We start from the raw sequence: 21,961 nt of genomic DNA, 5'->3' as shown, positions 1-21,961 counted from the left end.
AAGCGACCCCGATTGGTGGATGCTAACGGCACCATTTTAGTGCTTCAGACTCCTATATGCCCAATATTGGTGCGTTTGTGGAAGTGTGTGCCCGCATCATCCCAGTATTCATGCGCCTTTCCGGCGCTTGCATGCTGGCACGCGATTTGCTCTTATTTCGGGCATGGTAAGCCGGGGCAGAACCCCATTATCGGATATGAACCAGCATCTGGAGACAAGAAAATGTCAGAGAACACTCTGAATTTGATCAAAGAAAACGATGTAAAGTGGGTTGATCTGCGCTTTACCGATTTCAAGGGCAAAGAACAGCACGTTACTATCCCTGCTCGCTATGTAGACGAAGACTTCTTCGAAAATGGTCAGATGTTCGATGGCTCTTCCATCGCTGGCTGGAAAGGCATCAACGAATCCGACATGATTCTGAAGCCGGATGACACCACTTCGTTCATCGATCCGTTCCCTCAAGACACGACTCTGGTTCTGCGCTGTGACGTTATCGAGCCTGCTACCATGCAAGGTTACGATCGTGACCCACGTTCCGTTGCTCGGCGCGCTGAAGAATACCTGAAGTCTACTGGTCTGGGTGATACCGCTTTCTTCGGTCCTGAACCAGAATTCTTCATGTTCGACGACGTTCGCTGGGGCGCCGACATGTCCGGCTCTTTCTGCAAGATCAACTCTTCAGAAGCTGCCTGGAACACCGAAACCGTGATGGAAGGCGGCAACCTGGGTCACCGTCCACGCGTTAAAGGCGGTTACTTCCCAGTACCACCAGTGGATTCTCACCACGACATCCGTGCTGAAATGTGTAACCAGCTGGAAGCCATCGGTCTGGACGTAGAAGTTCACCACCACGAAGTTGCTAACGCTGGCCAGAACGAAATCGGCGTTAAGTTCAACACTCTGGTCAAGAAAGCTGACGAAGTGCAGATGCTGAAATACGTTATTCATAACGTTGCTGCTGCCTACGGCAAGACTGCTACCTTCATGCCTAAGCCAATCTGTGGCGACAACGGCTCTGGTATGCACGTTCACATGTCTTACTGGAAAGACGGCGTTAACCAGTTCGCTGGTGACGGCTACGCTGGCCTGTCTGAAACCGCTCTGTACTACATCGGCGGTATCATCAAGCACGCCAAGTCTCTGAACGCTTTCACCAACCCAGGTACCAACTCTTACAAGCGTCTGATCCCTGGTTTCGAAGCCCCGGTAATGCTGGCTTACTCTGCCCGTAACCGTTCTGCTTCTATCCGTATTCCTTACGTGTCTTCTCCAAAAGGCAAGCGTATCGAAGCTCGCTTCCCGGATCCAATCGCTAACCCATACCTGGCTTTCGCAGCTCTGCTGATGGCTGGTCTGGACGGCGTTAAGAACAAGATCCACCCTGGCGATGCCGCTGACAAGGACCTGTACGATCTGGAGCCAGAAGAAGCCGCTCTGATCCCACAAGTATGTGGTTCCCTGCGTGAAGCGATGGACAGCCTGAAAGCTGACCACGAATACCTGCTGGCTGGCGGCGTATTCAGCAAGGACATGATCGAAGCTTACATCGATCTGAAGATGGAAGAAGTTTACCGCGTTGAGCACACCACTCACCCGGTTGAATACGATATGTACTACTCCGTGTAATACGGCGTTACGCATACGTAATCGTGCAAAGGGGCTGCTTCGGCAGCCCTTTTTTATTGCGCTGGATTTGTCTTCCTGTCTCCACTCGCTTCGTCTGTGCCCAGAAGTCGTGCTGCCGCTTTATCGATTTCCTGCCTTGTGCCAGCATGACCGCCGTTGTTTTCGTCAACAGGACTGCTGATGCCAACCTTGAATTCTCGCCGCTGGAGTGCGGTATCCCTGCGTGCTGCCCTCACCGAGTTTGACTGGAGCCTGAAGGCCTCCGACTTTGCGGATCTGGCGGCTTATCGGCAGTTTTATGGTTTGCCGGAAGCTGTCTGTGGCGCTCATCAGGCTGGCTGGAGTGAATTGGGTGGTTATCGTCTGTATACCCAGTTCTGGGCGGCGCAGAACCCGCGTGGTTCGGTGCTGGTGGTGCATGGTTACTACGACCACAGTGGTTTGTATGGGCCGTTGATCCGCCGCTGTTTGCAGCTGGGGTTGAACGTCCTGACCTTCGATTTGCCGGGACATGGGCTGTCGGACGGGGCGCAGGCGACCATTGGCAGTTTTGATGAATATGTGGCGATTACGGCGCAGTTGTTCCGACAGGCGCAAACACAGCTGCCGGGCCACTGGCTGGCGATCGGCCAGAGTACGGGGGGGGCGATTCTGGCCAGCTGGTTGTTACATGCCCGTTTGCAGGCGGGTGTGGATGCACCATTGGCGATGCTGTTGCTGGCGCCGCTGTTACGGCCTGCTGGCTGGAGTCATGGCCGCTTGTTGCATCGGCTGCTCAGTCCAGTGCTGACCCGTTTGAAACGGCAGTTTTCGCGTGGGGGAAACAACCCCGAGTTCTCACGCTTTTTGGCCGAGGATGATCCGCTGCAGTCGCATTATCTGAGTGTGGCCTGGGTGACGGCCATGAAGCAGTGGATGGGCTGGGTCGAGCAACAGTCTCCGCTGCCGTTTCCGTTAACCCTGGTGCAGGGGGATGCCGACCAGACGGTCGATTTTCGTTATAACCTGCCAGTCTATCAGCGTTTGTTTCCTCAAATTCAGATTCATAACCTGAGTGGAGGTCATCATCATCTGGTCAACGAAACCGCCCATCGACGTGAACAATTATGGCAATGGCTGCAGGTTTGGCTGGATGACAATCTGCCGAAATCGGCCTGAACAATGCCTTGTGTAAGGGCATCGTAAATATTTCTGAAATATTCTGGTGCACGTGGAACCTGGATGCGAAAATCCTGTCTTCAATTGCCGCCACAACTTGCTCGATTTCCGCTCCATCACGCGCCTTGTGTAGCAAAATGGACCAGAAAACAGTCGTGAATTAATCCTGTATTGACCCTCGTCAGCTGCTTCGTAAGATTTCGTGAGTATTTTGTTGTGCCCAATATTGCTAGTCATCTCGCCGTCATAAATCTGATTGATACTGGCCAATTTATTGCTTGGTCTGACGCGGATGTTGGTAAAGCCCGTCCTGTTTTTGTATTTAACCTTTTGTTCAGAGTACGCGTGGGGAGTCGCTGATGAAAAAACCGGATTTACTGGTGTTTCTGGGAATGATTATTTTGCTGGGTGCTGCTGTAACCGGTATGACGGTAGACAACACCCAGAAGCCGACCCTGCTGGTCTCTGAACATACGATTCGCTGAGCTGGATTTGCTCAGTCAGGGTTGTTACGAACGGTTCGCAAACGTACGTTGGTAGCAATCGCGGACAAGGGAATGTCCCAGCCATCAGCCGGTAATGCCGGCAACTTCTGAAATTCATAAGCACAGCCAATCAGGCGTGGCCGGACACCAGGACGGCGACAGAACGCCAGTGTGCGATCGTAATAGCCCCCCCCCATGCCAATCCGGTTACCGGATTCATCAAACGCTACCAGTGGCAGACAAATCGTGCTTAAAAAGCGTGCAGGCACCTTCTGACCGTAACGGAAATCGGGCTCAGAAATGCCGTAACAGTTACGCCGCATTGGTGTGTTGTTGTCATAACGGATAAACGCCAAATGCCCCTTCTTGAGCGGATGCAATACCGGTAGGAAGACTTCTACACCACGCTGGCGCAGACGCTGTATCAGATGGCTGGTATCAATTTCGCCATCGTTGCGCAGGTAAACGGCAACACGCGGCGAGCGGCAGAACGCAGGATTGCTGTGCAGGCTGCTGGCAAGCCGGATACCGGCCTGACGACTTTCGGAACGGGATACTGCACGACGGCGACGACGCATTTCGCGACGCAGACTGGCTTTGTCCATGAAAAACACCTTGTCAGGGTCCCTGAACGGACTGCGGCTGGGGGATTCCGGTCAGGTTTGGAGCCAGGGACGGGATTAACGAAGCAGGAAGAGAAGCGGAGCCCCGCTGCACCGCTATCGGAGAAAGCCCTTGAACCCAATGGTTCAAGGTGGCGGGCTATACGCGGTATAAGGCTTTCCGGAAGTGGACATGCGCACAACAACGTAGGAACCCTCCTGGGTATATAACATCGGCTCGAGGTCTTTATCGACTGGCAAATGCAGCAGGGAGTGTTGCCAGTATATCAGAGTTCCCCCGTCGGTTGGCAATCCTTGCAATCAGAGGTCTGGCGAAGGGGTCTTCTGCAGGGTTTCGTCGAGCATCAGGGTCAGGCGCTCAATGGCGGCATCCTGTTCGTGCAGCAGTGCTTGCACTTCCAGCAACTGGTGGCTGATGTTGAGTGCCGCAATCACAGCAATGCGGTCGATACCAGGCACCTTGCCGGAACCGGCACTGGCATCGCGGATTTCAGACATTTTCTGATCGAGAAAGCGCGCGGCATCGCGCAGTTTCTGCTCGGCACCTTCGGGACAGTTCACCCGATAATCACGTTCCATAATGTTCAGTGACAGGGTGCGAGAATCATTGCCCACAGTTGCGCTCCAGGGTTTGCAGTCGTTGTATCATTTCGTTGACCTTCAGACGTGCTTCTTCATTTTGTTTGAGAAGCCGTATGCGTTCGGCCTGCCAGGCTGACTCTGCGGCCCGCATCCGGCGGTTCTCCTGCATCAGCTCTTCGTGAAGGGTTAGCATCTTCAGAATGCGTTGCTGGAGGCTGTCGATAGTATTGCCCGGCATGTTGGCCATCCAAGGTCCAGAAGCAAACAAGGAGCGGCTACTATAAGTGGCGGCTTGCAAGCAGGTCAACGTTACCGCGTCAATACAGGTCGGCAGTGAATGCAACGCGCCAGCAAGCGCTGGCCAGTGTTAGAATAGTGCATTGGTAAAGTTCGGGGTTGTTATGAAAATAGATTTTGCTTCAACCGCAGATGCCTGGCTGGAAGCGCGTTGTTACCAGTCGCCATCCGCGCTGCATGGCTGGCTCAGTGGTTATCTGGCCAGTGGTGCTCGTCTCGACAAGGAGACCTGGCTGATTGAGGCCCGTGACTACCTGGAACTGGAAAATGACGCAGAAGGTCCGATGCGTGACCTGCTGGTTGCCTTTTACGGCTGGGTTCTGACCACCATCAGCGCTGAAGAAATGGCGTTTGCGCCGCTGCTGCCTGCCGATGAAGATGCTGACATTCCCGAACAGGTTGAGTGTCTGGCCGAATGGAGCAAGGGGTTCCTCGACGGTTTTGGTGCGTCTGGCCGTGCTGTTGGCAAACTGCCGGATGACGTGGTTGAGGTCCTGCGTGACCTGGACGCGTTTTCCCAGGCCGAAGTTGATGACGTCAACGATCCTGATAATGAAAGCCTGTACCTCGATCTGGCTGAACATGCGCGGGTTGCTGCCCTCACCGTGTTCTACCACATGAATCGTCGAGACAGCCAACCGTCTCCCGCTACCCTGCACTGATCAGGAGTCCCTGTGATGAAACTGGATGCTCGTGAATATCCACGCCGTCGTCAGCGTCTGATGGCGCAGATGGCACCTAACAGTATTGCCATTGTGCCGTCGGCACCGGTCACTATTCGCAACCGCGATGTGGAGCACCCGTACCGTCAGGACAGCGACTTCTATTACCTGACCGGTTTTGCCGAAGAACACGCGGTGCTGGTGCTGATTCCGGGCCGTGAACACGGTGAATATGTGCTGTTCTGTCAGGAAAAAATCAAGGAGCAGGAAATCTGGACTGGCCGTCGGGTGGGTCCGGAGGCGGCACCGGATGTGCTGGGTGTAGACGATGCTTTCCCGATCGCCGATATTGACGACATTCTGCCGGGCCTGCTCGAAGGCAAGGACAAGGTGTACACCAATCTGGGTGTGAGCCCGGATTTTGATCGTCAGCTGTGGAGCTGGATCAATCATATCAAGGCTCAGGTGCGTAACGGCTCACGTCCTCCGCGTGAGTTCAGCAACCTCGATCACCTGCTGCACGAAATGCGTCTGTTCAAGTCGGCAGCCGAAGTGGATGTGATGCGCCGTGCCGGTGAAATCAGTGCTGATGCCCACGTGCGTGCCATGCAGATGGTCAAGCCGGGCATGTACGAATATCAGCTCGAAGCTGAAATCATGCGTACCTTTATGGCGGCTGGCAGCCGCTGGCCGGCCTATCCGTCGATTGTGGGTACTGGTGAAAACGCCTGCATCCTGCACTATACCCGTAACGATGCCGTGATTGCCGATGGTGATCTGATCCTGATCGACGCTGGATGTGAGCTGGATTATTACGCCTCTGACATTACCCGTACCTTCCCGGCCAACGGTCGTTTCAGCGAGCCACAGGCCAAACTGTACCAGCTGGTGCTGAACGCCCAGCATGCTGCTATCGCGGCGGTAAAAGCCGGTAATAACTGGGCTGATCCACACGATGCCGCGGTGCGGGTGCTGGTCGCTGGTCTGATTGATCTGGGGCTGCTCTGTGGTGGTGTCGACGAGAACATCGAAAACCAGGAATTCCGTCGTTTCTACATGCACAAGACCGGCCACTGGCTGGGCATGGATGTTCACGATGTGGGTGAATACCGCGTTGATGGCCAGTCGCGTCTGCTGGAGCCGGGTATGGTGCTGACCGTTGAGCCGGGCCTCTACGTCGCTCCGGATGACACCACCGTTGACGCCTGCTGGCGTGGTATCGGTATTCGTATCGAGGACGATGTGGTGGTCACCGCTGACGGCTGTGAGATTCTGACGTCCGGTGTGCCAAAAGAAATCGCCGATATTGAAGCTCTGATGGCGTCACACTGACGCGGGTCACCGCGACAGATTATTCTTGCGGTAATCTGTCGTCCGTTTTCTGATTGAAGTTTGGGTTCGGGAATCCGATGACAGACACCTCCCTGACACACCGCCAGGCCGATCTTGTGATCGCCGGTGCCGGTATGACCGGTGCCAGCCTGGCCCATCTGCTGGCGCCTGCCATGCGCGATGGGATGCGGGTTGTTTTGCTGGATCGCCAGCAGATCCGTGCCGATGCCGATGTATTACAACGCCCCCCGAGTTTTGATGGTCGTGCCACTGCCTTGTCGTGGGGAACACGCCTGCTGCTGGAACAGATGGGCTGCTGGCAAGCGGTTGCCGGTCGTGCCTGCGCCATTGAGCATATCCAGGTTTCTGATCGTGGCCGCTTTGGCCAGACGCACCTGCACGCGCACGAACAGAACGCCGAAGCGCTGGGTTATATCGTTGAAAACACTGTGCTGGGCCATGCCCTGTTAAAAGACATTCGTGAGCTGCCGGGCCTGACCCTGCTCGACCAGACCAGCGTCACCAATGTACAGATGACCGCTGACGGTGCCAGCCTGACGCTCGATAACGGCGAACAGCTGGATACCCGCTTGCTGGTGCTGGCCGATGGTGCTCGTTCCGGTATCGCCGCCCGCCTGGGCATTCGCCATGACCGTGAAGACTACGACAGTGTTGCTCTGGTTACCCAGGTGCAGACTGACCGTCCACATGGCCATTGGGCCTATGAACGTTTTAACGACACCGGCCCGGTGGCGTTCCTGCCATTGCAGGAGCGCAGCTTTGCCGTGGTCTGGACCATTCCGGCCGAGGCGATTGCCGAGGTGATGGCGCAGCCTGACAGCGTTCTGATTGAGCGTCTGCAGGCCATTATTGGCTGGAAGGTTGGCAATATTCTCGCCATTGGTGAGCGCGCTACCTATCCGCTGGCGCTGGTGCGCAGTCAGGAACAGGTGCGTCGTGCGCTGGTGTTGCTCGGTAATGCCGCCCACAGTTTGCATCCGGTTGCAGGCCAGGGTTTTAACCTCGCCCTGCGTGATACCGCAGTGCTGGCAGAATACCTGCTGCAATGCTGGCAACAACGTGGCGACCCTGGTGATCTGACCATGTTGCAGGCTTATGCCCGTCAGCAACAACAGGACCAGCGTAATACCATTCTGGCCAGTGACTGGTTGCCACGGGTATTTGCCCATCCGGGCACGCTGGTGGCGTTTGCCCGTGATGCTGGGCTGCTGGCGTTGTCGGCCGCTCCGGTTGCCCGTCGGTTGCTGGCACGTCACGCCATGGGCCTTGGCCATCGTGCTGCCCGTCTTGATTACGGAGACTCCTGATGAACCCGACTTCTGAAGTGGCCGTTCCGGCTCTGCTGGATGTGCTGGTGGTGGGTGCAGGCCTGGTGGGGCAGGCGCTGTCGCTGGCATTGCTGAAGGATAATCCCGGTATTCGCCTGGCGCTGGTGGATCCGGCACTGCTGCGTGAGCCAGCACTGGCTTGTGAACAGGACGGGCTGGATGATTTCGACCTGCGCGTCAGTGCCCTGACCGACCAGAGCCGTCGTCTGTTTGAGCGTCTGGACGCGTGGTCGGCCATTCCGCGTCTGCAGCCGTATCGCAGTATGAAAGTCTGGGATGCGGAAGGTACTGGAGCGGTGCAGTTTGATGCCGCTGACCTGCACGTTCCGGCACTGGGTCATATCGTTGAGAACCGGCTGGCACTGGCGGCCTTGTGGCAGCAGTTAAAGGCGTGTGAATCTCTGCAGGTGGTGACCTCGGCGGTGCGTTCGATTGGTTCGACCGATGCCAATGGTGTGACCAGTGTGTTGCTGGAAACCGGTGAAGAGCTGCATACCCGTTTGCTGGTGGGCGCTGATGGTGCCCACTCCCGTATTCGTGCCTGGGCTGGCCTGCCAACCCGCGAGTGGGATTACGGTCATTCCGCGATTGTGGCCACCATTGAGTGTGAACAGTCGCTGCAACAAACCGCCTGGCAGCGTTTTCTGCCATCCGGACCGCTGGCGTTTCTGCCGATGCCGACCAACCCGAAGCTGGCGTCAATTGTCTGGTCGATTGGTCATGACGATGCGGCCAGCCTGATGGCGCTGGATGACGAGACCTTTCTGGCAGAGCTGTCGAAAGCGTTTGAATATCGTCTTGGCAAAGTGGTCGGGATTTCCCGGCGTGCCCTGTTCCCGCTGCGTCAGCGTCATGCCCGCTGTTACTGGAGCAATGGCATTGTGCTGGCCGGTGATGCTGCTCATACCATTCACCCACTGGCTGGTCAGGGGGTTAACCTCGGCTTCAAGGATGTGGAAGTGCTGGCAGAAGAGCTGACCCGTGCCTTTCAGCGTGGTCTGGCACCGGGTAGTGCGGCGGCGCTGGGGCGTTATCAGCGTCGTCGTGAAGGTGACAACCTGGCCACCATGGCAGCGATGGAGGGCTTCAAGCGTTTGTTTGAATCGCAACAGCCGTGGGTGCGGTTGTTACGTAACGAAGGGATGCGCCGGTTTGACCGTCTGTTGCCTCTCAAGCAACACGCCATGATGAAGGCGATGGGGCTGTAAGCCCCTCGTCTTTTGTTCGTATCGGCTCGGCGTTTGGACAAGACCCGCCTGCCGGGTCAGAGCTAACGGTAGTTGCAGTAGCCAATCCCCATTTCGGCAAAGTTGGCCTCCATCTGTTCGAGGTCGTATTCGCCCAGCCCCAGATAGGTCAACACCTCGGTACCAATCGCCTGCCACTCCAGATCTTCAGCCTGTTTGCCCAGAATCCGGAAATTGCCGCAGATGTGTTCGGCAATCTTGAGGATCGCCATTAATGTCTTGATCTCACTGTCCTGGGTATTGTTGGCGCAGAAATAACGGCAGGCGCTGTGGTGTTCGGCAATCACATCACACAACACCTTGGGTAGATTCCAGGACTTGGCGGTGTAATAACCAATCACCGCGTGGTTGGTGTTCAGCTCGCGGTTTTCGACATCCACCACCCGGCTGCCGGGATCGGCATACGAACGTTCCACCACTTTCAGATACCCATCGAATCGACACATCAGCAGCGGAATACCGCAGTTGTGGAACAGCCCCAGCAGATAGGCAATATCCGCATTGGGATATCCCACCTGACGGGCGATCTGCATTGATACCTGGGCAATATCGTTGGTGGTGTCCCAGAAGCGGTTCATGCTGACGATGGTTTCGTCGCTCATCTGGCTCTTGATGGATAGGCCATTAATGATGTTGATAACGCTGTTAACGCCCATCAGGTTTACGGCCTGGTTGATTGAAGCAATCCGGCTGCGCAAACCGAAAAACGGTGAGTTAACAACTTTCAGAATGGTGCCGGCGAGGCCAACATCCTGCTTGATCAGTTTGGCGATCCTATTGATATCCGGATCTGGCATCACTTGCTCCATTTGCAGGTCGACCAGAATCTGGGGTTGGGGAGGAATCCTTATTCCTTGAAGAATGCGCTGAATTTGTTCTTCACTTAGGTCCTTTGATGACATGACGCACCACCTGCAGAGTAATCTGTAGTGAGCTTAGGCTGATTTGGGTGAGTCGTTGGGGTGCCATCGTGATTTGCTACAAAAGACCGGTGCGAGATGCTGGCGCTGGTTGGGATGCGTATAATGCCCGCCCGGCCAGTCTGGCCCATTTCTGCTCACCGACCATTTGCCGATCACCGCCTGGTGTCCGGTAGCGAGGTTTTCATGACAAGTTCCGCATCCCCTGTTGCCACCCTGCGCCTGAATCCCAAGGCCGAGCGTCGTCTGAAAGGCGGCCACCTGTGGATCTACAGTAACGAAGTTGATATTGCTGCCACCCCGCTGCGTGGTATGCAGGCCGGTAGCCAGGTGGTCGTGGAGGCTGCCAACGGCAAGGCACTGGGCACCGCCGTGGTGAGCCCGGAGCAACTGATCTGTGCCCGTCTGATCAGCCGCGATAGCAGTCAGCAGCTGGATGCTTCCCTGCTGGTGCACCGCCTGAAAGTCGCCATGAGCAGCCGTGAACTCTGGTACAGCAACGGGTGTTACCGTTGGGTCTACGGCGACAGTGATGGTCTGCCGGGTCTGGTGATTGATCGTTTTGGTGATGTGGTGGTGATCCAGATTTCCAGCGTGGCGATGGAAAACCTGCGTCAGGCGGTGGTGGATGCGGTGAACAAGGTGGCCAGCCCACGTTGTATCGTCCTCAAGAACGATGGCAAGTTACGTGCGGTTGAGGGTCTGCCGGAATACGTGGAAGTGGTACAAGGGGCTCTGGAAGACAACTGTGCGCCGCTGATCGAAAACGATACCCGCTTTATGGCGCCGGTTATCGACGGTCAGAAAACCGGCTGGTTCTACGACCACCGTGAAAACCGTGCGGTGCTGAACCGGCTGGTCAAAGGCAAACGTGTTCTCGATGTGTTCAGCTACGTGGGTGGCTGGGGTGTGCAGGCGGCTCGTCATGGCGCATCGGAAGTTCACTGCGTGGATGCTTCGGCACAGGCGCTGGATTGGGTTGAACAGAACGCCGCCCTCAATGGTGTGGAAGAGCGTCTGCACTGCTGGGAAGGGGATGCCTTTGAAGTGCTGCGTCAGCTGCGCGAAAACGGCGAGCGTTTTGACGTGGTGGTGGTTGATCCACCGGCGTTTATTCCGCGTCGCAAGGACATCAAGGCCGGTGAACAGGCTTATTACCGTCTGAACCAGCAAGCCATGCGTTTGCTGAACCGCGATGGTCTGCTGGTGAGTGGTTCCTGCTCCATGCATCTGGGCGATGACCGTCTGCCCGACATGCTGCGCACCATTGGCCGTGAACTCGACCGTGATGTGCTGATCCAGCATGTCGGCAGTCAGGGGGCTGACCACCCGGTGGTTCCGGCGATTCCGGAAACCCGTTACCTGAAGGCGGTGTTCAGCCGTGTGTTGCCGACCCGCTAACGGTCAATGACACACCGGCCTGGCTGGCGGTGCGTCGCAACAGGGCCAGCAGATGACGCGCGCTCTTGATTGGCGTGATCTGTTGGCCACTCTGGTTTTCCTCATCACTGAAGCTGTCTTCATCACCCGGATGGGCGCTGGAGCCTGCTTGCTCAAGGCTGCTGTAATAATCACGGAAGCCTTCCTGCCAGTCGCGCTGCAGGCTGCTGGTATCACCCGGCAGTTCACGCAGGATGCCGCTGTTGATCCAGCTTTCCAGACCTTCCACCAGAGCTTTCAGATCGTCCCGACTGGTCTGGCTGAATTCACTGCTGGCCAGCACCAGACGTTTGTTGATCAGCTCGTCGTTTAACAGACGTTGACCGGCTATCAATCCGGCTGACAGCGCCTGACCCGGTTTGCTGCGGCCAATAAGGGTGGCGTAATAACCGTTACCCGGTTCCCAACGACGCTCCAGACGATGGACGTTGTCCTGAATCTGCGCACTCACCAGATTGAGGTAATCGCGGCGGCGGGTATTGTTTTGCACCATCACCGGACGATCATCCCAGCTGCTGGTGTCGTCACCTCCACCTTCGCCTTCTTCCTGATTCGTGTTGCTATCGTCCGGATCGCTGTTGGCGGCTGTCGGTTTGGCCGTTGTTGGCGCCAGCAGGGCCACAGTATTGGCGTTTGGCAGGTAGTCAGATGCACTGCGCTGGCCGTTTTCGCCCCACAACAGGAACTCCAGCGGATGGAAGCCGAGGCTGGCCGACGACACATCCGACAGACCGTGCTGGGCGATCAGATTATCCGCCGTCAGTTCCAGGGTCAGATCGTTCACGATACCGCTGTAGGGATAATCGGCCAGATAGTCGATGTAACCACCTTCGATTGGCCAGGTATCCAGCAGCGCCATGGTCACACGGTTACCGATCTGCTGTTTTTGCCATTCCGGTGGATCGTTGATTGGCAGAAAGCCGTAAAAACGGGCCTGCAGAAACGCGGTGTAAGCCTGACGCCAGCGGTTACGCACCTGCTCCAGCGTGGTGGCATTGGGAGAATCGAGAAACTGGTGGATATCGTCAACCAGCTGGTCAGCCAGCTGGTCGGCATGGGTAAACGCGTCAAACGCCGACTGCGACAGCTGCTCGTTGATGCTGGTCGACAGACTCTGGGTGCGTGGCGCGGGCACCGATTCCAGCGGTTTGTTGTCCTTGGCCTGATCACATCCAACCAGCAACAGGCTGGCCAAGGCGATACCGGACAGCGGGGTACGCAAACGCCGGGAAGATTGCTGCAAATGCAGTCGAAACTGACGCTTCACCCGTGACTCCTTCAGTCGCGCAGGCTGATCACTGGCCAGCCCTTGCTGTTGGCTTCCGCCAGCAGGGTGGCATCCGGGTCAACGGCTACCGGATTGGCAACCAGACGCAGCAGAGGCAGATCGTTGTGGGAGTCACTGTAGAACCAGGCGCCCTCCAGCGACTTGCCGTGTTCGGCCAGCCAGTCATTCAGACGGGTTACCTTGCCGTGCTGGAAGCTTGGAATGCCGACGGTTTTGCCGGTGTACTGGCCGTCGATCACTTCCGGATGCGGGGCAATGATCTGGTCGATACCGAGCAGACTGGCAATCGGGTAGGTCACAAAACCGTTGGTGGCGGTGATGATCAGCAGGTCGTCACCCTGTTCCTTGTGGCGAGCAATCAGATCGCGGCTCTTTTGGGTGATCAGCGGCAGGATGCGGTCATTGAGGAAAGCTTCGCGAGCGGCCAGCATCTGCTCCAGTGGGTAATCCAGCAGAGGTTTGAGGGCAAACGCCAGATACTCGTGGATATCCAGAGTGCCGGCCTTGTACTGCTCGTAGAAGTGATCATTACGGAACTTGTGGACTTCTGCGTCCACCAGGCCCTGATCCACCAGATATTGCCCCCAGGCATGGTCGCTGTCGCCGGACAGCAGGGTGTGATCAAGGTCAAAAATTGCCAGAGCCACGGAAACTCTCCGAATACGGTTACATAAATGCACAGTATTCTAAAGCCAATCGCAGGTCGTTTCCTTATAATTCCGGGTTCGCCCTTTGCACAATAATGATAAAAATGAACTCGTTACGGAGCACTGGCTTGACTTTCCATCTTGACCTTTGAGTGGAAATCGGCAACTTTTCAGACTCTGTAATATTTTCCCGGATGGCATTGTGATAGATGAACAGGGTTACCGCCCGAATGTCGGTATCATTCTTTGCAACGACCAGGGCCAGGTGCTCTGGGCACGTCGCATCGGTCAGAATGCCTGGCAGTTCCCCCAGGGAGGGATCAAGCATGGCGAAACGCCTGAAAATGCTCTGTACCGGGAACTGGGAGAGGAAGTTGGTCTGACCGCTGGTGACGTCCAGATTCTCGGCTGTACACGCGGCTGGTTGCGTTACCGTTTGCCACGGCGCATGGTAAGACAAGGCAATCATCCGGTCTGTGTGGGCCAGAAACAGAAATGGTATTTGCTGAAACTGCTGAGCGAAGACTCCAGCATCAATGTGTCAGCCAATGCCAAACCGGAGTTTGATGGCTGGAACTGGGTCAGTTACTGGTTTCCGCTCGGTGAAGTGGTAGCCTTCAAAAGAGACGTCTACCGTCGCGCCATGACTGAACTGGCACCCAAGATCGCTCGTCTGCAACGCAAATCCAACATCTGAGGCCTTATGCTCGACATTCTTCGTCGCATTGTGCAGGAAGTCAGCTCGGCAACCGACCTGAGGGATGCCCTCCGGGTGGTGGTTGCCCGCATCCGTGAAGCCATGCGTACCGAGGTGTGTTCGGTGTACCTGTTCGACCCGGAAGCCAAGCGTTATGTGCTGATGGCCACCGAAGGTCTGAACCAGGAAGCGGTTGGCCGCGTCAGCCTCAGTTCGTCGCAGGGCCTGGTGGGCCTGGTGGGTTCGCGTGCAGAACCCCTCAACATTGATAACGCGCCTTCACACCCACGTTTCCACTTCCTGTCGGAAACCGGCGAAGACCCGTTCCAGTCGTTCCTGGGTGTTCCCATCATCCACAACAAACGCCTGATGGGCGTTCTGGTCGTTCAGCAGCGTGACAGCCGCCAGTTTGACGAGGGTGAAGAAGCCTTCCTGGTGACCATGTCGGCGCAGCTGGCCGGGGTAATTGCCCATGCCGAAGCGACTGGCAACATTCTGGAAATCGCTACTGCCCGCGAATCCCGCAAGAGCACCCGTTTTAACGGTGCGCCGGGTGCAGCCGGTGTTGGTCTGGGCACCGGTTTTGTGATGCTGCCCGCTGCCGACCTCGGTTCGGTGATGGATCGTGGCACCGATGACCCGGATGCTGAAATTGTCCTCTTTGACCAGGCGCTGGATTCTGCCCGCGCCGAAATCCGCAAGCTGGGTTCCCAGCTCAGCGGCGAACTGCGTCCGGAGGAACTGGCGCTGTTTGATGTGTATCTCAATATGCTCGACGACAACGCCCTTGGCGCTGAGGTCAAGGCCCGTATTGGCGAAGGCCATTGGGCTCAGGGTGCCTTGCGTCAGGTGGTGATGGAGTACGTCGGGCATTTCCAGCGTATGGAAGACCCGTACCTGCGTGAACGTGCCACCGATATTCTCGATCTGGGCGCTCGTATTCTGGCGCACCTGCAGGGTGCGTCTGGCAAGTCGCTGACGGCCGATGATTTCCCTGACGACTGCATTCTTGTGAGTGAAGAACTGACCCCTGGCATGCTGGGTGAAGTACCACCGAGCAAGTTGCGTGGTCTGGTCTCGGTAAAAGGTTCGTCCAACTCCCACGTGGCGATTCTCGCTCGTGCCATGGGTATTCCAACCGTGATGGGGGTGGTGGACCTGCCATATACCCAGGTGAACGGTCTGGAACTGATTGTGGATGGTTATCGTGGTCAGCTGTTGTCGACGCCGACCGATGAGCTGCGTGAACATTACCGCGCCATCTACGAAGAAGAACGGGCGCTGCAGAAAGACCTTGAGGTGCTGCGTAGCGAACCGGCCGAAACCCTTGATGGCCACCGGATTCCGCTGTGGGTAAACACCGGTCTGATCACCGATGCCCTGCGCAGTCTCGATCGGGGGGCTGAAGGTGTGGGCCTGTACCGCACCGAAGTGCCGTTTATGATGCGCGACCGTTTCCCGAGCGAAAGTGAGCAGCAGAAGATTTACCGTCAGCAGCTGGAAACCTTTGCGCCGGCACCGGTGACCATGCGTACCCTCGACGTGGGGGGGGACAAGGCGCTGACCTATTTCCCGATCAACGAAGCCAACCCGTTCCTCGGCTGGCGTGGCATCCGTGTGACCCTTGATCACCCGGAAATTTTCCTGGTGCAGATTCGCGCCATGATGAAAGCCAGTGAAGGGCTTAATAACCTGCGCATCATGCTGCCGATGATCAGCAGTGTCAGCGAGGTGGATGAAGCCCTGCACCTGATTTACCGCGCTCACGCGGAGGTTCTGGAAGAGGGTTTTGATATCGACATGCCACAAGTCGGCGTGATGATTGAAGTGCCGTCTGCGGTGTTCCAGATTCGTGATCTCGGCCTGCGGGTGGATTTCCTGTCGGTTGGTTCCAACGACCTGACCCAGTACCTGCTGGCGGTTGACCGTAACAATCCGCGAGTAGCTGATCTCTATCAGGCGTTCCATCCGGCGGTATTAACCGCACTCAAGCTGATTGCTGAAGGCGCTCATGAAGTGGGCAAACCGGTAAGTGTGTGTGGTGAGCTGGCGGGTAACCCGCTGGGGTGTGTGCTGTTGATGGCCATGGGTTACGACATGTTGTCGATGAACGCCACCAACTTGCCGAAAGTAAAATCCATCATCCGTGGTATCAATATGGCGTGGGCCAAACGCCTGCTCGATCAGGTACTGCAAATCGAAAGCGCTCAGGTGATTGCTGCGATGGTGCAGCTGGCGCTCGAAAAAGAAGGTTTCGGCCGTATTATCGGCCCGGCATCCGGACGGGGTTGATACCCCGTCAGCCGGATTCATTCCTGCCTGTTGTTTACCGCACGGGCGTCAGTGGTTTACCAGTGACGCACCTTGCCGGTGTCTATGTGTACAAAACCACTGTCCGGATAATAACCAACACCACCCTTGTGCATGGCCAGAGCGGCCTGTTGCAGCTGGCGGGTTGATACGCCCGGAATCCGGATATCCACGGCTTTGCCTTCCATGTGCAGACTTTTCTGGGCAACCCCTGAGGTGGTGGCGCGCAGTATGGCGTTACTTTCCGGTGAGCGATAACCGGAGATGATTTCCATCGGTGCTGATTTGCCAAACAGTTGCTGCAGGGCAGCCATTTGTTGGTACAGGTCCGGGTCAATGGCCATTTGCTGGTTGTTGCGGTGATCGCGCATCACCCGGTTAAGGGCGGCCAACTCGCTGGCCTGTAACTGACCGTTGCTCAGAATGGTGGCTTTTACCTGTTCTCCCGTGTGGGTGTTCATCAATGTCAGTGTGGTGTCCCGTCGCGCTGCGACACTGAGCGGACTGTTGGCCGCCAGTGCCAGCGCCATTCCCCATTGCACCCCGCGGTGCAGAAAATCCCGTCGTTGCATTCTGAATCCGGTCTGTTCTCTGTCATTTTGTTACAAGGTTTCCCCCGCGCTCGCAGGAGTATGCCCCAGAAAGACAGCAACAAGTGCGTTCCGGTTCAGATTGGCCGACATTGACGTCACAACAGTCAGGTTGGACGTCGGGAATTCTGTAAATTTTTTACAGGCTCAGAGCGCCGCGTGCAGCTCTGAACCCGTAGGTACACGAATACCAGCGTTCTGGTCGCGGCGGTAAATATCGTCGCGCAGCTGCAGCTGGCCTTTTTCATCTACCCAGGCAGTCCAGTACATCAGGTACAGGGGTACGGGTTCCGCCAGATTCAGCCGGGTCTTGCGATGATCAGCGATGGTGCTCTGCACCCGCTCCATATCCCAGTTACGGGTGCCTGCTAACAGGTGTTCGGTCAGGGCCAGCGGCTTTTCCAGACGAATACAGCCAAAACTGAGGGCGCGCATGTCTTTGCGGAACAGCTCTGGCTGCGAGGTATCGTGCAGGTAAATCGACTGGGTGTTGGGGAACAGGAACTTCACCTGTCCGAGTGCGTTCATACGGCCCGGTGCCTGCACGATGCGATACGGGAAAGGTTTGCTCTTGACGCTGTTCCAGTCGATGGTGGCTGGATCAACCACCAGAGCGGGGTCGTAACGATCACTGATCTGGTACTGGTTGCGCTGGATCTGGGTTGGGTCCTTGCGGAATTTGGGCAGCAGATATTCACGGGCGATCCGGTCGGGGACGGTCCAGGTCGGTGCCAGTTCGAGCTGGGTCAGGGCCTGGGTCATCACCGGGGTGCGGCGTGCCGGTTTGCCCACAATCACTTTCATGCTGAGGGTTTCGAGGCCGTATTCAAACAGCTGCAGGCGAAAGTCGGCGGCGTTGACCAGAATGAAACGGTCGTCCGGTACGGCTGGCATAAAACGCTGGCGTTTCATGTTGAAGGCAATCTTGCGGGCCAGATAGGCCGGTGGCTCGTTCAGGTATTGCAGGGTACGAGGGCCAACCCCACCGGTGCTGCTGAGTTTGTAGCGCTGCTGGTAGTGGTGCAGGGCGGCTTCCAGCGTGGCGTCCAGCAGGGTTGGGTCGACGCTGCTGGCATTGTCGTCGGCACTGAGGTCGCCGTAATCGAGCAGACGCTGACGTACCAATGGTAATAACGGATGCTGGCTGCCAGGTTCGGCGCTCCAGTCGGTAGGAATGGGTGTCCAGTCGCCCCGTTCGGCAAGCTGCCGGTAATGTTGCCACTGGCCGCGCAGGGCCTGATAAGCCGGGGTTTCTGGCGTCAGTTCCTGTAGCCAGGCACTCAGCTGGCCGTAACGAATGGCATCCAGCAGGGCAACGAGGCTGTCGCGTGGTGGTGAACGGCGCTGCAGGGCAGCGCGTACCGCTTCACCCTGATCGGTTTCCTGAATATCGGGCAATAACTGGTACTGGTCGACCATACGGGCGTAAGCCAGTGCCGCACGGGTGAGGTACAGCTCCAGTTCGGCGGCATGTTGGGTTGCGTCTGCGGCCAGACCTGAGGGCTGAGCTCCGGACTCCATCGGTGGTTCTGCCAGTTGCTTCTGAAGGGTGTGAATTCGCTCCAGCTCGAACGGGTAGTTTAGCCAACCATCGGCGGCGGTTTCGTCGAGAGCCGTCAGCAGTCGCTGGCCATCAACACCCAGTGTGGTGTTATCGAGCCATAACGGCTGGAACTGGCTGGTGCTGTAAATGCGGTACAGCTCGTTAGCGGGATCAGGTGTCTGGTCGATGGTCATCCAGCGCTGGATCAGCTGACTGACCGCGTTGGTCGCCGGTTGCTCGGCAACCTCCGGGTTGGCGACCAGTGTGCTGACCACAGGCAGGGGTGCTTCGTCTGCAATCGCAGCAGGCATGCCACTGGCTGCCAGGCTGCTGGCACTGTTCAGCCACAGCAGAGCGGCCAGCAGTGGAAGCCGGAAGCCGGGTGAGAGAGCTCGGCGCACGGTAATACGCCGGTCATGTAACAACACGTTGGCAGTATTCATAGTCTGAGTATGGACCCTTTCTGACGTCCGGTGACTGCAAAGTTCAGATAAACGGTGTTATCCGGGTGTTGAGGGCTGCCAGTATTGTTGGCGACTGTGAATGTCGGCCTGTTCGTCAAAGGCCAGTTCGGTGATACCGAGTTGCTGGTGGATGCCGAGCAGGCTGCTTCCGCTGCGGGTGCCGTAACCCGGCGCCCGGATAAACTGCGCCGATAACCAGCGCTCCCATTCCAGCGGCACTCCGGTATCGGGCAGCTGATCATCCGGCCATGGTTGCTGGTGATCAAGCAGCTGCGCCAGTTGCCAGCCAGACTCGGCGGGTGACAGCTTGTTGGTCCGGTTTTCCTGCAGCCAGGTCTGTAGTTGCTGGCGCGCCAGTTCCGCTTTGGGCCAGGGGCTGTTGAGCTCAGCGTTGCTGAGGCTGTATAGCCCGGCAGGCAGTTGTTCGACCCGGATATCGGGAAAGTTGCGCAGATACCAGAGTTGCTGCCGGTCGCCACAGATCAGGTTAAAACGCCCGTATTCATGGGCGCGTTGCTGCAGTTGTCCGATATAGGTGGCAGGGCTGTCCTGACCTTGCAGAAAGGCGGCAACCAGTTTACCTCGCGAGCGTGGGGCAGTTTCCGGCTGGCCGCGGCGAATATTGGTAACCGCGGCAAAGCGTAATCCGGCGGCCATCCCCATCCAGCTGCCACCGGCTTCGAGATCGCGTCCGGCAATCATGTGCGGGTGACTGTCCCACGGTTGTAACACGGCCGTAGGACGCTGGAAAAATTCGTCGCGGTTGGCGGCCAGGGTCAGCCATTGCGGTTGTTGGGGTTGCCACTGGAACACAATCAGACACATGGGAGTTCTCCGACAGATAACTGCCAGCTTACCCGGTTCCGGTGCTGCTGGCTGTGGCGGAATACTCTGTTCCGGTCACGCCTGCGGCCATTGCCAATGGTCGAGAATCGATGCCCGGTACATAATGGCCGCTTTTCGTAAACGGGACGGGGATATGACCTCATTATTGCTGTATCTGGCGGTAGGGGCGGCAGCGGGGACGCTGGCAGGATTATTTGGTATTGGCGGCGGCACGGTCATTGTTCCGGTGGTGATTTTTGCGTTGGCCGCTCAGGGCGTCAGCCCGGAAGTGTTGACGCATATGGCGGTGGCAACCTCGCTGACCACCATTGTATTTACCTCGGTCAGCTCCATTCGTACCCACCATCAGAAAGGTGCGGTGGACTGGCGTCTGGTGATGCTGATGGCGGCCGGTATTGTGCTTGGCACCGCCGCGGGCAGTGTGGTGGTGGCGGATATTCCGGGCCCTGTGCTGCAGAAGATTATTGGTGTGTTTGCCATGCTGGTGGCGGTGCAGATGTTTTTTGGTCTGCAACCGGCGCGTGGTGATCTGCCAGTAAAACCCGGCAAGGATGTATTTGCCGGTGGGGTGATCGGTTTTGCGTCATCCTGGTTTGGTATTGGTGGTGGTACGTTTACGGTGCCGTATCTGACCTGGCGCGGCGAAGACATGCGCCGGGCGGTGGCGACTTCGGCAGCCTGTGGTTTCCCCATCGCCTTTACCGGCAGTATCAGTAACATCATCACCGGTTGGGGTAACCCGCTGCTGCCGGAATGGAGCACGGGCTTTATCTACTGGCCTGCGGTGATTGGTATTGGTATTGCGAGTGTGCCGTTTGCCCGTGTTGGGGCCAGTCTGGCTCACAAACTTGATCAGAAAATGCTCAAAAAAGCCTTCGCTGCCTTGCTGGCGGCCGTGGGTATCAAATTCCTGTTGTTGTAATCGTCAGCAACAGGTTATGGCATCCCGGTACAATCCGGGCTGCCGCCGGACGGTGTCTGCGGTTGTACCGTCCGGAATAACGAGAGGATGTGTTTATGTTGACTTACCCGCACATTGACCCGGTTGCGATCAGTCTCGGGCCTTTGCAGATTCACTGGTACGGTCTGATGTACCTGGCGGCGTTTGGTACGGCGTATGCCCTTGCCAGTTTTCGTGCTCGTCGCCCCAACTCCGGCTGGACCGAGGAGCAGGTGTCTGATCTGGTGTTCTACGGCGCCATGGGGGTCATTATTGGTGGCCGTTTTGGTTACGTGCTGTTTTACAACTTTAACCAGTTCCTCAAGGACCCGATCTGGCTGTTCCGGGTATGGGAAGGCGGCATGTCGTTCCACGGTGGCTTGCTGGGGGTGATGGCGGCGATTGCCTGGTTCTCATGGCGTCATCGCAAACACTATTTTGATGTGGCCGACTTTGTGGCGCCGCTGGTGCCGATTGGCCTGATGTTTGGCCGTTTCGGTAACTTTATTGGTGGTGAACTCTGGGGCCGGGTGGCCGATCCGTCGATTGTGCCGTGGGCGATGATTTTCCCGCGTGCGGATGATCTGCCGCGTCACCCGTCGCAGTTGTATCAGGCCGGTATGGAAGGTCTGCTGCTGTTTATACTGGTCTGGAGTTTCTCCAGCCGCTCTCGCCCGCGTATGGCGGTTAGTGCCCTGTTCCTGCTGGGCTATGGCGTATTCCGCAGCTTTGCCGAGTTCTTCCGTGAACCGGATGCCCAGATTGGTCTGGAAATGTTCGGCTGGATGACCCGTGGTCAGGAGCTGAGTTTCCCGATGATTGTGGCAGGTCTGGCGCTGTTGGTGTGGGCCTATCGTCGTGCGCCAAAAGCGCAAGCGTGATTAAATGCGTGTTTTGATTGAACCGAGGTTG

At 57.0% G+C, this 21,961-nt stretch carries 21 protein-coding genes and 1 other RNA gene; 12 read left to right on the top strand and 10 right to left on the bottom strand.

Annotation, left to right across the window (positions count from 1 at the left end; all coding sequences use genetic code 11):
- Positions 1-222: 222 nt before the first annotated feature.
- From glnA to OUO13_RS08380, 3 genes are all read left to right on the top strand, one after another.
- The gene (gene glnA, locus OUO13_RS08390) at positions 223-1,629 is read left to right on the top strand and encodes a glutamate--ammonia ligase (protein WP_283173421.1); all 1,407 of its coding nucleotides are present in this window, start codon (positions 223-225) and stop codon (positions 1,627-1,629) included.
- A gap of 180 nt (positions 1,630-1,809) precedes the next feature.
- Entirely contained in the window at positions 1,810-2,787 is a 978-nt protein-coding gene (locus OUO13_RS08385; protein ID WP_283173420.1) for an alpha/beta hydrolase, read from the top strand.
- Between the two features lie 359 nt (positions 2,788-3,146).
- Positions 3,147-3,272 carry a hypothetical protein gene (locus OUO13_RS08380; protein WP_283173419.1) on the top strand — a complete coding sequence of 42 codons (126 nt, stop codon included), beginning with the start codon at positions 3,147-3,149 and terminating at the stop codon, positions 3,270-3,272.
- 11 nt (positions 3,273-3,283) lie between these two features.
- On the opposite strand, the gene OUO13_RS08375 is transcribed toward OUO13_RS08380, so the two are convergent.
- The 4 genes from OUO13_RS08375 to OUO13_RS08360 all read right to left on the bottom strand — a co-directional run bounded on the left by OUO13_RS08375 (position 3,284) and on the right by OUO13_RS08360 (position 4,724).
- Positions 3,284-3,877 (bottom strand): 5-formyltetrahydrofolate cyclo-ligase, encoded by a 594-nt coding sequence (locus OUO13_RS08375; RefSeq protein WP_283173418.1) that lies wholly within the window; start codon positions 3,875-3,877, stop codon positions 3,284-3,286.
- Between the two features lie 96 nt (positions 3,878-3,973).
- Positions 3,974-4,150, bottom strand: a non-coding RNA gene (ssrS, locus tag OUO13_RS08370) — 6S RNA.
- Positions 4,151-4,195: 45 nt separating this feature from the next.
- Positions 4,196-4,510: a cell division protein ZapA gene (locus OUO13_RS08365; protein WP_283173417.1), complete on the bottom strand. Its 315-nt coding sequence runs from the start codon at positions 4,508-4,510 to the stop codon at positions 4,196-4,198.
- A complete protein-coding gene (locus OUO13_RS08360; protein WP_283173416.1) occupies positions 4,500-4,724 on the bottom strand; it encodes a DUF904 domain-containing protein in 225 nt (74 codons plus the stop codon). Before OUO13_RS08360 ends, OUO13_RS08365 begins: the two co-directional genes overlap by 11 nt.
- A 154-nt stretch (positions 4,725-4,878) precedes the next feature.
- Here OUO13_RS08360 and OUO13_RS08355 point away from each other — a divergent pair, with 154 nt between their 5' ends.
- The 4 genes from OUO13_RS08355 to OUO13_RS08340 all read left to right on the top strand — a co-directional run bounded on the left by OUO13_RS08355 (position 4,879) and on the right by OUO13_RS08340 (position 9,325).
- Positions 4,879-5,436 (top strand): UPF0149 family protein, encoded by a 558-nt coding sequence (locus OUO13_RS08355; RefSeq protein WP_283173415.1) that lies wholly within the window; start codon positions 4,879-4,881, stop codon positions 5,434-5,436.
- A gap of 15 nt (positions 5,437-5,451) precedes the next feature.
- Positions 5,452-6,768, top strand: coding sequence for a Xaa-Pro aminopeptidase (gene pepP / locus OUO13_RS08350; RefSeq protein WP_283173544.1), 1,317 nt, complete (start codon positions 5,452-5,454; stop codon positions 6,766-6,768).
- A 77-nt stretch (positions 6,769-6,845) separates the two neighbouring features.
- A complete protein-coding gene (ubiH, locus tag OUO13_RS08345) occupies positions 6,846-8,096 on the top strand; it encodes a 2-octaprenyl-6-methoxyphenyl hydroxylase (RefSeq protein WP_283173414.1) in 1,251 nt (416 codons plus the stop codon).
- A complete protein-coding gene (locus OUO13_RS08340; protein WP_283173413.1) occupies positions 8,096-9,325 on the top strand; it encodes a UbiH/UbiF/VisC/COQ6 family ubiquinone biosynthesis hydroxylase in 1,230 nt (409 codons plus the stop codon). Before ubiH ends, OUO13_RS08340 begins: the two co-directional genes overlap by 1 nt.
- 62 nt (positions 9,326-9,387) lie before the next feature.
- Here OUO13_RS08340 and OUO13_RS08335 read toward each other — a convergent pair whose 3' ends face one another.
- Positions 9,388-10,266, bottom strand: a complete 879-nt coding sequence (locus tag OUO13_RS08335; RefSeq protein ID WP_283173412.1) for an HDOD domain-containing protein — start codon at positions 10,264-10,266, stop codon at positions 9,388-9,390.
- A 204-nt stretch (positions 10,267-10,470) separates the two neighbouring features.
- On the opposite strand from OUO13_RS08335, the gene OUO13_RS08330 reads away from it, so the two are divergent.
- The gene (locus OUO13_RS08330; protein ID WP_283173411.1) at positions 10,471-11,685 is read left to right on the top strand and encodes a class I SAM-dependent rRNA methyltransferase; all 1,215 of its coding nucleotides are present in this window, start codon (positions 10,471-10,473) and stop codon (positions 11,683-11,685) included.
- Here the strand turns inward: OUO13_RS08330 and OUO13_RS08325 are convergent.
- Positions 11,660-12,991 carry an imelysin family protein gene (locus OUO13_RS08325; RefSeq protein ID WP_283173410.1) on the bottom strand — a complete coding sequence of 444 codons (1,332 nt, stop codon included), beginning with the start codon at positions 12,989-12,991 and terminating at the stop codon, positions 11,660-11,662. The genes OUO13_RS08330 and OUO13_RS08325 overlap by 26 nt on opposite strands.
- Positions 12,992-13,002: 11 nt before the next feature.
- Entirely contained in the window at positions 13,003-13,659 is a 657-nt protein-coding gene (locus OUO13_RS08320; protein WP_283173409.1) for a histidinol-phosphatase, read from the bottom strand.
- Between the two features lie 202 nt (positions 13,660-13,861).
- On the opposite strand from OUO13_RS08320, the gene rppH reads away from it, so the two are divergent.
- Both rppH and ptsP read left to right on the top strand, forming a co-directional pair.
- A complete protein-coding gene (gene rppH / locus OUO13_RS08315) occupies positions 13,862-14,356 on the top strand; it encodes an RNA pyrophosphohydrolase (protein WP_283173408.1) in 495 nt (164 codons plus the stop codon).
- A gap of 6 nt (positions 14,357-14,362) precedes the next feature.
- Entirely contained in the window at positions 14,363-16,648 is a 2,286-nt protein-coding gene (ptsP, locus tag OUO13_RS08310) for a phosphoenolpyruvate--protein phosphotransferase (protein WP_283173407.1), read from the top strand.
- Between the two features lie 56 nt (positions 16,649-16,704).
- On the opposite strand, the gene mepK is transcribed toward ptsP, so the two are convergent.
- From mepK to OUO13_RS08295, 3 genes are all read right to left on the bottom strand, one after another.
- A complete protein-coding gene (gene mepK / locus OUO13_RS08305) occupies positions 16,705-17,238 on the bottom strand; it encodes a peptidoglycan L,D-endopeptidase MepK (protein ID WP_283173406.1) in 534 nt (177 codons plus the stop codon).
- A 165-nt stretch (positions 17,239-17,403) separates the two neighbouring features.
- Positions 17,404-19,242, bottom strand: a complete 1,839-nt coding sequence (locus tag OUO13_RS08300) for a L,D-transpeptidase family protein (RefSeq protein ID WP_283173405.1) — start codon at positions 19,240-19,242, stop codon at positions 17,404-17,406.
- Between the two features lie 57 nt (positions 19,243-19,299).
- On the bottom strand, positions 19,300-20,088 hold the full coding sequence (locus OUO13_RS08295) for an NRDE family protein (RefSeq protein WP_283173404.1): 789 nt from the start codon (positions 20,086-20,088) through the stop codon (positions 19,300-19,302).
- 154 nt (positions 20,089-20,242) lie between these two features.
- Here OUO13_RS08295 and OUO13_RS08290 point away from each other — a divergent pair, with 154 nt between their 5' ends.
- Complete coding sequence (locus tag OUO13_RS08290) at positions 20,243-21,031, top strand: sulfite exporter TauE/SafE family protein (protein ID WP_283173403.1); 789 nt, start codon at positions 20,243-20,245, stop codon at positions 21,029-21,031.
- Positions 21,032-21,126: 95 nt separating this feature from the next.
- The gene (gene lgt / locus OUO13_RS08285; protein ID WP_283173402.1) at positions 21,127-21,930 is read left to right on the top strand and encodes a prolipoprotein diacylglyceryl transferase; all 804 of its coding nucleotides are present in this window, start codon (positions 21,127-21,129) and stop codon (positions 21,928-21,930) included.
- Positions 21,931-21,961: the final 31 nt, after the last annotated feature.

This window comes from Parathalassolituus penaei (genome assembly GCF_026626885.1).
GTDB lineage: Bacteria > Pseudomonadota > Gammaproteobacteria > Pseudomonadales > Oceanobacteraceae > Oceanobacter > Oceanobacter penaei.
The sequence above is the reverse complement of the archived record's forward strand: the minus strand, read 5'-3'. Positions and strand labels throughout refer to the sequence as shown.

What these genes read in the sequence shown, in the direction of transcription:
- glnA (WP_283173421.1), top strand. Translation starts at nt 223, where the DNA reads ATGTCAGAGAACACTCTGAATTTGATCAAAGAAAACGATGTAAAGTGG.
- OUO13_RS08385 (WP_283173420.1), top strand. Translation starts at nt 1,810, where the DNA reads ATGCCAACCTTGAATTCTCGCCGCTGGAGTGCGGTATCCCTGCGTGCT.
- OUO13_RS08380 (WP_283173419.1), top strand. Translation starts at nt 3,147, where the DNA reads ATGAAAAAACCGGATTTACTGGTGTTTCTGGGAATGATTATTTTGCTG.
- OUO13_RS08375 (WP_283173418.1), bottom strand. Translation starts at nt 3,877, where the DNA reads ATGGACAAAGCCAGTCTGCGTCGCGAAATGCGTCGTCGCCGTCGTGCA.
- OUO13_RS08360 (WP_283173416.1), bottom strand. Translation starts at nt 4,724, where the DNA reads ATGGCCAACATGCCGGGCAATACTATCGACAGCCTCCAGCAACGCATT.
- OUO13_RS08355 (WP_283173415.1), top strand. Translation starts at nt 4,879, where the DNA reads ATGAAAATAGATTTTGCTTCAACCGCAGATGCCTGGCTGGAAGCGCGT.
- pepP (WP_283173544.1), top strand. Translation starts at nt 5,452, where the DNA reads ATGAAACTGGATGCTCGTGAATATCCACGCCGTCGTCAGCGTCTGATG.
- ubiH (WP_283173414.1), top strand. Translation starts at nt 6,846, where the DNA reads ATGACAGACACCTCCCTGACACACCGCCAGGCCGATCTTGTGATCGCC.
- OUO13_RS08340 (WP_283173413.1), top strand. Translation starts at nt 8,096, where the DNA reads ATGAACCCGACTTCTGAAGTGGCCGTTCCGGCTCTGCTGGATGTGCTG.
- OUO13_RS08335 (WP_283173412.1), bottom strand. Translation starts at nt 10,266, where the DNA reads ATGTCATCAAAGGACCTAAGTGAAGAACAAATTCAGCGCATTCTTCAA.
- OUO13_RS08330 (WP_283173411.1), top strand. Translation starts at nt 10,471, where the DNA reads ATGACAAGTTCCGCATCCCCTGTTGCCACCCTGCGCCTGAATCCCAAG.
- ptsP (WP_283173407.1), top strand. Translation starts at nt 14,363, where the DNA reads ATGCTCGACATTCTTCGTCGCATTGTGCAGGAAGTCAGCTCGGCAACC.
- mepK (WP_283173406.1), bottom strand. Translation starts at nt 17,238, where the DNA reads ATGCAACGACGGGATTTTCTGCACCGCGGGGTGCAATGGGGAATGGCG.
- OUO13_RS08300 (WP_283173405.1), bottom strand. Translation starts at nt 19,242, where the DNA reads ATGAATACTGCCAACGTGTTGTTACATGACCGGCGTATTACCGTGCGC.
- OUO13_RS08295 (WP_283173404.1), bottom strand. Translation starts at nt 20,088, where the DNA reads ATGTGTCTGATTGTGTTCCAGTGGCAACCCCAACAACCGCAATGGCTG.
- OUO13_RS08290 (WP_283173403.1), top strand. Translation starts at nt 20,243, where the DNA reads ATGACCTCATTATTGCTGTATCTGGCGGTAGGGGCGGCAGCGGGGACG.
- lgt (WP_283173402.1), top strand. Translation starts at nt 21,127, where the DNA reads ATGTTGACTTACCCGCACATTGACCCGGTTGCGATCAGTCTCGGGCCT.